9 protein-coding genes are annotated in these 8,504 nt (G+C 71.2%); 5 read left to right on the top strand and 4 right to left on the bottom strand.

Translation table 11 applies throughout. The features are described 5' to 3' along the window. Positions 1 to 731, top strand: a 731-nt coding sequence (locus VGS97_RS24370; RefSeq protein ID WP_326855971.1) for an LON peptidase substrate-binding domain-containing protein, incomplete at its 5' end; no start/stop codon positions are given. Positions 732 to 771: 40 nt separating this feature from the next. Here VGS97_RS24370 and VGS97_RS24365 read toward each other — a convergent pair. After that, positions 772 to 1,794 (bottom strand): GlxA family transcriptional regulator, encoded by a 1,023-nt coding sequence (locus VGS97_RS24365; RefSeq protein ID WP_326855970.1) that lies wholly within the window; start codon positions 1,792 to 1,794, stop codon positions 772 to 774. 70 nt (positions 1,795 to 1,864) lie between these two features. On the opposite strand from VGS97_RS24365, the gene VGS97_RS24360 reads away from it, so the two are divergent. Together VGS97_RS24360 and ybaK are read left to right on the top strand one after the other, a co-directional pair. Beyond that, positions 1,865 to 3,175, top strand: coding sequence for an APC family permease (locus VGS97_RS24360; protein ID WP_326855969.1), 1,311 nt, complete (start codon positions 1,865 to 1,867; stop codon positions 3,173 to 3,175). 9 nt (positions 3,176 to 3,184) lie between these two features. Continuing rightward, positions 3,185 to 3,703, top strand: a complete 519-nt coding sequence (ybaK, locus tag VGS97_RS24355; RefSeq protein ID WP_326855968.1) for a Cys-tRNA(Pro) deacylase — start codon at positions 3,185 to 3,187, stop codon at positions 3,701 to 3,703. A 51-nt stretch (positions 3,704 to 3,754) separates the two neighbouring features. Here ybaK and VGS97_RS24350 read toward each other — a convergent pair whose 3' ends face one another. After that, a complete protein-coding gene (locus VGS97_RS24350) occupies positions 3,755 to 5,419 on the bottom strand; it encodes an ABC transporter permease (RefSeq protein ID WP_326855967.1) in 1,665 nt (554 codons plus the stop codon). Positions 5,420 to 5,430: 11 nt separating this feature from the next. Continuing rightward, a complete protein-coding gene (locus tag VGS97_RS24345; protein WP_326855966.1) occupies positions 5,431 to 6,381 on the bottom strand; it encodes an ABC transporter ATP-binding protein in 951 nt (316 codons plus the stop codon). Positions 6,382 to 6,441: 60 nt separating this feature from the next. On the opposite strand from VGS97_RS24345, the gene VGS97_RS24340 reads away from it, so the two are divergent. After that, positions 6,442 to 7,014 (top strand): GbsR/MarR family transcriptional regulator, encoded by a 573-nt coding sequence (locus VGS97_RS24340; protein ID WP_326855965.1) that lies wholly within the window; start codon positions 6,442 to 6,444, stop codon positions 7,012 to 7,014. Positions 7,015 to 7,089: 75 nt separating this feature from the next. Here VGS97_RS24340 and VGS97_RS24335 read toward each other — a convergent pair whose 3' ends face one another. After that, entirely contained in the window at positions 7,090 to 7,806 is a 717-nt protein-coding gene (locus VGS97_RS24335) for a hypothetical protein (RefSeq protein ID WP_326855964.1), read from the bottom strand. Between the two features lie 101 nt (positions 7,807 to 7,907). Between VGS97_RS24335 and VGS97_RS24330 the strand changes: the two genes are divergently transcribed. Further along, entirely contained in the window at positions 7,908 to 8,477 is a 570-nt protein-coding gene (locus VGS97_RS24330) for a YdeI/OmpD-associated family protein (RefSeq protein WP_326855963.1), read from the top strand. Positions 8,478 to 8,504: the final 27 nt, after the last annotated feature.

Here is an 8,504-nt window from a genome sequence, read left to right as displayed (position 1 = left end):
CCGGGCAAAGCAACGGTTGGGCAAGGTGTCGACTGCGCCGGGAAAGCCCGGCGCTCTACGCTAGGTACATGGCCGCCACCCTGCCGCTCTTTCCGCTCGGGTCGGTGCTGTTCCCCGGTGTGGTGCTGCCGCTGCACATCTTCGAGCCGCGATACCGCAAGATGATCGCCGATCTACAGGAGTTGCCGGAGGGTGAATCCCGGCAGTTCGGCGTCGTGGCGATCCGGGACGGCCGCGAGGTCGGCGCGCAGTCGGTCGAGAGCGTCTACGACGTCGGCTGCACCGCGCGCATCTCGGCGCTCGAAGCGCACGAGGACGGCCGGTACTCGGTGGTGACCACCGGCGTGCAGCGCTTCCGGCTGCTCGACGTGGACACCGCCGGGCCCTACCTGGTCGGCGAGGTCGAGTTCCTGAACGAGAAGTCCGACGAGCGGGCCGAGACGCTCAAGACCTCAAGCACCGCGCTGCTGCTCAGTTACCAGCGTGCGCTGGCCGGGCTGCGCGGAGTACGGCCCGGGCCGATCCCGGAGCTGCCGGACGACCCGACCGTGCTGTCGTACCTGATCGCCGCCGCGATGGTGTTGGACCTGCGGGACAAGCAGCGGCTGCTGGCCACCCCGGACACCGCGGCCCGGTTGCAGCACGAGCAGGCACTGCTGCGCCGGGAAACCATGCTCATCAAGGAACTGCGGACGCTGCCGGCCGTCGATCTGCTGCGCCGGGACCGCTGAGCGGGCTCCCGCGCCCGGGTCTCCCACACTCATCGCGACTTCATCTGAGGTGTTTGAGATGTGGGGCATCTCGAACACCCCCTGGATCACCGCTACGCCGGAAGGCCTGCCGGTAGCTCTGCGGTGAGACGCTCGTGATCCGCCGGAAGTGGTGGCGCAGGTTGGCCGCCGTGCCGAAGCCGGTGCGCGCTGCGATGCTCTCCACTGTCTCGTCGGTCGTCTCCAGCAGTTCCTGCGCGAGCCGCACCCGCTCCTGCAACAGCCACTGCAACGCGGTGGTGCCGAGGCTGGCGTGGAACCGGCGGGCGAAGGTGCGTTCACTGAGATGCGCACGGCGAGCCAGCCGGGGAACGGTCAGCGGCTCGTGCAGCCTCGCGCGCGCCCACTCAAGTACCGGCGCGAGGCTGTCCACCCGCTCCGGTCTGGGCTGCGGGGTGGTGTACTGCGTCTGCCCGCCCTCCCGGTGCGGCGGCACGACCATACGCCGGGCGACCTCGTTGGCGACCGCCGCGCCGAAGTCGTTGCGCACCACGTGCAGGCAGAGGTCGATGGTCGCGCCGGTGCCGGCCGAGGTGAGGATGTCTCCGTCGTCGATGTACAGCGCGCGCATGTCGAATTCGACCTCGGGGAATCGGTCCACGACATCAGCACCGTTCATCCAGTGGAGCGTCGCGCGGCGCCCGTCCAGCAGACCAGCGGCGGCCAGGATGTACGCGCCCGCACACAACGCGACGATCCGCTTCCCCTGCCGATGCGCCTCACGCACCGCCTCGACCAACGCCGGCGGCGGCGCCGTCTGGACATGGCGGGAGCAGGCCGCGACCACGACGGTGTCCGCGTCCACGAGATCGTCCAGCGGATGCGGCGCGGCCACCTGAAGCCCGCTCGCCAGCCGCACCGGCCCGGGTTCCGCAGCGCACAGGCGCAGCTCGTACCACGGATCGACCAGGTCGCTGCGGTCGATGCCGAACACCTCGCACGGCACCGCGAGCTCGAAGACCGGCGCGTCATCGGTCACCGCGACGGCCACAACGTGCCGTTTCCTCGCGCCGACAGCCTCCATGGCAGAAATTTATCGCACATCGTCATTTCTGCCGATGGCCGATCTCGGCGCCGACCGGGAAGCTGTCCGGGTGAGCGATACAACCAGTGCGGACCCAGCCGGAGGACTTACCGCGCTACAAGGCACGGCGCTGTACGTGGGCGCGGTGCTCGGCACGGGCGTGATCGCCCTGCCCGCACTCGCCGCGCAGGTGGCCGGGCCCGCGTCGCTGGTGGCGTGGTGCGCCCTCGTCGTGCTGTCCGTGCCGCTGGCCGCCACGTTCGCCGCGCTCGGCGCGCGCCATCCCGACGCCGGCGGCGTGTCGACCTATGCGCGTCTGGCGTTCGGCGAACGCACCGCGGTGGTCGTCGGATGGTGCTTCTTCTTCACGGTCCCCATGGGCGCGGCTCCCGCGGCACTGTTCGGGGGCCAGTACATCGCGGCCGCGACCGGCGGCGGGAACACGACCACGACACTCGCAGCCGCAGCGATGATGGCGCTGGTCACCGCGGCCAACGCCGCCGGACTGCGGGTGACCGGGCGTTTGCAACTCGCATTGGCCGCGATGCTGACGCTCCTGCTGCTCCTGTCGGTCACGCTCGCCCTGCCCCACGCACGCTGGACGAACCTCACCCCGTTCGCCCCGCACGGCTGGTCGGCGATCGCTCCCGCGGCGGCGTTGTTGGTGTGGAGCTTCGCCGGCTGGGAGGCGATCACGCACCTTGCCGCCGAGTTCCGCCGCCCGGCCCGCGACCTGCCGCGCGCCACCGCGCTCGCGCTCGCGGTGGTCGGCGTGCTGTACCTGGCGGTGGCGTTCGCCGTCGTCACCGTGCTGGGCGCGAGCGCCGCGACGGCGGACGCGCCGTTGGGCGAGCTGATGTCTCAAGGCCTCGGCGGCAACGCCCGGCTACTGGCGGCGGCTGCCGCCGTCCTGCTCACCCTCGGCACGATGAACGCGTACTACGCCGGCGTGGCCAAGCTCGGCGCGGCCCTCGGCCGGGACGGCGCGCTGCCCGAGTGGCTGGCCAGAGGCAGCACGGCGGGAGAGGTGCCGCGCCGCAGCCTCGCCGTCATCTCCACGCTGACCATCCCGAGCCTGATCGCCACCGGCGTGTTCCATGCGAGGACTGAAACCCTGGTGTCGCTGACCGCCGGTCTGATCGTGACCGTCTACGCGGTCGGAGTGGCCGCGGCCGTCCGCCTGCTCCCCCGCCGCAGCAAGGGCCGCACCGCGGCGATGGTCGCGCTCGCCGCGGTCGTCGCACTCTTGGCCGCGACCGGCGTCTATCTCGCCTGGGCGGCGGTCGTGTCGACGGCGGCCCTGCTCTACCTCCGCTTCAAGCCACGGCCGATCCCGTCACCACAGCCGGAGCCCACGGCGTCGGCAGTCGGGTCCCAGTAGGATCGCCGCGTGACCAAAACGGTGTCCAAAGGCGTTGCGTCGAAGAGCACTGCATCAAAGGGAACTCCGGCGACCGTCGCGCTGACGCAGGCCAAGGTCCCGTTCGAGGTACACGCCTACGACCACGATGCGGCCGCGCAGTCCTACGGCACCGAGGCCGCCGAGGCGATGGGCATCCCGCCGCAGCGCGTGTTCAAGACCCTGCTCGCGGACGTCGACGGCAAGCTGACCGTGGCGGTCGTCCCCGTCTCCGGGCAGCTGGATCTCAAGGCCCTGGCGAGCGCCGTCGGCGGCAAGAAGGCGGCGATGGCCGACCCGTCCGCCGCCGAACGCACGACGGGTTACGTACTCGGCGGCATCTCGCCGCTCGGCCAGCGCAAGAAGCTGCCGACGGTGATCGACGAATCAGCGCTCGACTACGAGACGGTCTTCTGCTCCGCAGGCAGGCGCGGCCTGGAGGTCGAACTGGCCCCGGCCGACCTGGTGCGTCTGACCTCCGCGCGCACCGCCCCCATCGGCCGGGGCTGACCGCATACCATGCGACTGGTACCACGTTTGGCACCGTTGAGCGGGATACCACTACTCCGATTGAAGATCGCGGCGGCGGAACGCCGCGAGGCCGAGCACGAGTAGCGCGGCGCCGAGCAGCGTCAGCCAGCCGAGCGGCGTCCAGCTGAACACACCGCCGGGGACCTTGGGCACATGCGAGAACGGCGAGACGTCCATGACCGCTTGGCCGAGCTTGAGGACCGGGCCGAGCTGCCCGAGCAGCAGGAACACTGCGACGGCTCCCCACGCGACGCCTGCTGCATAACGTGGCGCGGCGCCGAACAGCGCCGCTGCGATCGCCGCGACCACGGCGACCGCGGGCCATTGCGCGAGCGCCGCGCCGAGGACTCGCGGGAGCTGGCCGGAGACGTCGTGCATCCGCAGGCCGTGTGCCAGACCGGCGCCGAGTCCGGTTGCGGTGAGCAGGATCGCGGATCCGATCAGCGCCGCGGCCAGGTGGCCGGACGCCCAGCGGACGCGGCCGAGCGCGCCGGCGAGCAGGGGCTCGGCGCGGCCCGCCGTCTCCTCGGAGCGCGCTCGCAGCACCGCCTGCACCGCGTAGATCGCGGCGATGAGGCCGGCGATGCCCATGATCGCGGCCAGATACGCGTCGACCAGCCCGCTCTGCCCGCCCATCTCGGTGATGATCCGCTCCATCTGCGCGCTCGACGTGATCACGCCGACGATGTCCTTGGCGATGTAGCCGGTTACAGCGCCGCCGAGCAGGAATCCGATCGACCAGCCGAGTACCGCGCCCCGGTGCAATCGCCAGGAGAGGCCATAGGCGCCGCGCAGATCGCGGCCCGCACGCGCGGCGCCGGGGCGGGACGCGAGCAGGCCCGCGCCGAGGTCACGAGTGGCCGCCAGGCGCGTCGCCACGGTGGCGAACGCGAGCGCGCACGCGAGCGGCAGCGCGAGCACCCACCACCGGTCGGCGCCGTACGCGTCCACCCGCTCGACCCAGCCGAGCGGCGTGCACCACATCAGCCAGCCGTAGCCGCTGGCGTCAGCGGCGGCGCGCGCGAGGTAGAACACGCCGAGCGCAGCGCTGGCCAAGCCGTTCGCGGCGCGTGACGTCTCGGCGATCTGCGCCGTGACGGCGGCTAGGCCCGTGAAGAAGATGCCACACGTGCCGATCGCGAGGCCGAGTGCGAGCCCGCCGACGAATCCACACCCGAGGAAGGGCAGGACCACCGCGGTGCCCAGCGCCACGCCGAGGTTGGCGACCAGCGCGATGCCGAGTGCGGCCGCGAGCGGCGCCCGATGGCCGACCGAGGTCGCACCGACCAGTTCCTGACGCCCCGTCTGCTCCTCGGCCCGGGTGTGCCGCACGACCATCAGGACCGACATGATCCCGGCGAGAGTGGCGGCCAGCACCGCGATGCGCCACGCGGTGATGCCACCGAGTGAGGTGGCGTGCACGGCGCCGTAAATGGCGATGGTGGAAGGCGTCGCGTTGATGGTCGCGGCGAACTGCTCTCGCGATGACTCGGTCGGATACAGACCCTTGAAGCTGTACGCGGTCGAGGCCGAGGCCGCGATCAGCACGTAAACCCACACCGGCAGCATGATCCGGTCACGGCGCGAGGCGAGCCGGATCAGGACGCGCGTTCCCGTGAACGAGTGCGTCTGCCCGCTGATCTTCTGATCACTCGACTCACTCGCCGAGCTGACACCCATTGCACTGGCACTCATCGGACGGCCACTCATCGGACGGGCACCGCCTGGTCGTCTCGTGAGGATGAGTAGTACTTGATGAACAACTCCTCAAGCGTCGGCGGACGGCTCGTCAGGGTACGCACTCCGGCTTCGGTCAGCGCGCGGAGCACCGCTTCGAGCGCTTCGGGATCGGCCTGGCAGCGCAGCGTCGAGCCGTCGACCGCGAGGTCGTGCACGCCCGCCATCCCGTCCAGGCCCAGGGCCGGGCGGACCAGTTCGGCGGTGACCGTCGTGCGGGCCAGGTGCCGCAGTTCGGCGAGGCTGCCGGTGTCCACGGTGCGGCCGGCCCGGATGATCGAGACCCGATCGCAGAGCTCTTCGACCTCAGCCAGGATGTGGCTGGAGAGCAGGATGGTCGCCCCGCGCTCGCGCACCTCGGCGACGCATTCCCGGAAGACCGCCTCCATCAGCGGGTCGAGGCCCGAGGTGGGCTCGTCGAGGATGAGCAGTTCGGGCTGCGCCGCGAACGCCGCGACCAGCGCGACCTTCTGCCGGTTGCCCTTGGAGTAGGCGCGGCCCTTCTTTCGCGGATCGAGTTCGAACCGCTCGATCAGCGCGTCGCGGCGGCCGGCGGAGTAGCCCCCGCGCAGCTCGCCGAGCAGGTCGATAGCCTCTCCCCCGCTCAGGTTCGGCCACAGCGTCACGTCGCCGGGCACGTACGCGAGCCGGCGGTGCAGGCCCACCGCGTCACGCCAGGGGTCGCCGCCGAGCAGCCGGACCGTCCCGGCGTCCGCGCGCAGCAGTCCGAGCAGGACGCGGATGGTGGTCGACTTGCCCGCGCCGTTGGGGCCGAGGAAGCCGTGCACCTCCCCCGGCGCGACGCGCAGGTCCAAACCGTCGAGGGCGCGGGTGCGCCCGAAGTTCTTGCGCAGTCCGGTGATCTCGATCGCTGCGGCATCGGCCGCCGTCGGCGTCTCGATCGGCGCTGTCGTCTCCATGGGCGGCAAGCTACACTTGTTTCACAATTTTGTGAAATCTATGAAGCATATAAAATGCGTATGACGGCAGACGGCCCAAGCGCTCAAGCTGAGGAGGCGGCGACGCTGAACACGCGGTCGGTGGCGGTCCGGGACGAGCAGAGCCCGGAAGCGGTCCGGGACGAGGAGGCGGCGCGCCGCCTCGTCGAGCGGCTCGCGCTGGTCTTCGCGGACTGGGGCTTCCCCCGGATGGCCGGGCGGGTGCTGTTCGCCCTGATGGCCGCCGACGAGCCGGGCCTGACCGCGACCGAGCTGGCGACCGGGCTCGACGCCAGCCCAGCCGCCATCTCCGGGGCCGTGCGGTATCTGATCCAGCTGGAAATGGTCCAGCGGGAGGCCGTGCCCGGCTCGCGGCGGGACCGTTACCGGCTGCCTGACGACACCTGGTACACCACGGTCATGACCAAGGCACGGTTCTACGATGTGATCGTCGCAGCGGTCGACGACGCCCTCGACGGCCTTGGCGGGTCGGGCACCCCCGCCGGCGCGCGAGTGACCGAGATGCGCGACTTCTTCGACTTCGTACGCGGCGAGATGCCGGGCCTGCTCGACCGGTGGCAGGCCACGAGGCGCCCGGGAGGCGCGCGCGGCTGACGTCGTGAGCGTCGTGGCCCAGAACGTGACTCAGGACATGAACTCAGGACATGAACCAGGACACGAGTCGGGAGCCTACGGCGCTGACGTCGTCGGCGGGTCCGAACGGCCGTCAGGGACGTCGCCCGGCGCGTGCGCCGCGGATCCGTTCGGCGAGGCCTGGTCGGCGGGCGGCACGTACTCGCCCCAGCCCGGGAACTGCTCCCGTTCGGGCTCCGGGTCACTCGGCCCGAACAGCAGCATGAGGAAGAAGAACAGTCCCGCGGCGACGGCGGGCCACAGCCAGATCACCCCGACCGCGCGGACCATGAGCGGCATGTCGAAGTTCGCGTCGCCGGCCGCCTGCGCGGCGCGGCTCATCGAGCCGCTCCCGGGGCCGATCCGCGCGCCGAACCACGCCGCGAGGTAGCCGCCCGCGATACCGCCGGCCGCCAGCCCGAGCGCCGCGCCGGCACCGGCCTTCCCGCGGTAACGCAGGAAGGCGAAGACCGACAGCAGCACCGCGGCGATGATCGCGTACAGCGCGAACCATCCGTCGCGGGCGATGAAGGTCTTCGTCTCGGGCGCGACGAAGTACACGAGGTTCTGGCTGACGACACCGAGCACCGCCGGGGCGGACCACCGCCACAGCGCCCCGACCGGGAACGCCGCCAGCAGGCCGGCCCCGCCCACCACGGCGAGGGCGACGGCGTCCGCGCGCAACGCGGGCCACAGCGGCCGGGTGGAGCGCTGCGGATTCTCGTCCTGATGCGGCGACGGCAGCGGCGTCGGCCATGGCGTCTCGGTGCTCATCACGGAAAGCCTTTCACGCGTCCCTGAACTTGTCGCGCGGGGGTCGGCCGTTGGCCGGCGGCGGCCTGCCGCTGTCGGCGCCGGATGCTTCGATGAGCGCCATGGAGCGAATCATCCTGCCCTTCGCGTCGGCGGAACTCTGGGCGCACTGGCTGGCCGAACACCACGCCGGCACGCCGGGCGGGCTCTGGCTGAAGATCGCGAAGAAGGAGTCCGGAATCGCGACCGTCAGCTACGCGGAGGCGCTCGACGAGGCGCTGTGCTTCGGCTGGATCGACGGGCAGAAGGACGGCTTCGACGACGCCTGGTGGTTGCAGCGGTTCACCCCGCGCCGCCCCCGCAGCCGCTGGTCGAAGGTGAACACCGAGAAGGCGGCCAAGCTGATCGCCGAGGGCCGGATGCGGGAGCCCGGGATGCGCGAGATCGAGGCGGCGAAGACGGACGGCCGCTGGGAGAACTCGTACGACCGGCAGGCGGTGGCGCAGGTGCCGCCGGACTTGCAGGCCGCGTTCGACGCGAACCCGAAGGCCGCCGAGTTCTTCGCCACGCTGACCGGCGCGAACCGGTACGCGGTGCTCTACCGGATCCACGACGCCAAGCGTCCGCAGACCCGCGCCGACCGGATCGCCAAGTTCGTCGCGATGCTCGAACGTGGCGAGACCCTGCATTGAGTGCATTGAGTGCACTGAAGATCTTGC

It is taken from the genome of Actinocrinis sp. (genome assembly GCF_035946395.1).
Taxonomy (GTDB): Bacteria; Actinomycetota; Actinomycetes; order Streptomycetales; family Catenulisporaceae; genus Actinocrinis.
Note: the sequence above shows the minus strand (reverse complement) of the source record. Positions and strands in the feature narration are given on the sequence as shown.

Bases quoted from the DNA above. Each gene is read 5' to 3' on its own strand.
- VGS97_RS24345 (WP_326855966.1), bottom strand. From the start codon at position 6,381: ATGGAGACGACAGCGCCGATCGAGACGCCGACGGCGGCCGATGCCGCA.
- VGS97_RS24365 (WP_326855970.1), bottom strand. From the start codon at position 1,794: ATGGAGGCTGTCGGCGCGAGGAAACGGCACGTTGTGGCCGTCGCGGTG.
- VGS97_RS24340 (WP_326855965.1), top strand. From the start codon at position 6,442: ATGACGGCAGACGGCCCAAGCGCTCAAGCTGAGGAGGCGGCGACGCTG.
- VGS97_RS24335 (WP_326855964.1), bottom strand. From the start codon at position 7,806: ATGAGCACCGAGACGCCATGGCCGACGCCGCTGCCGTCGCCGCATCAG.
- VGS97_RS24330 (WP_326855963.1), top strand. From the start codon at position 7,908: ATGGAGCGAATCATCCTGCCCTTCGCGTCGGCGGAACTCTGGGCGCAC.
- VGS97_RS24350 (WP_326855967.1), bottom strand. From the start codon at position 5,419: ATGAGTGCCAGTGCAATGGGTGTCAGCTCGGCGAGTGAGTCGAGTGAT.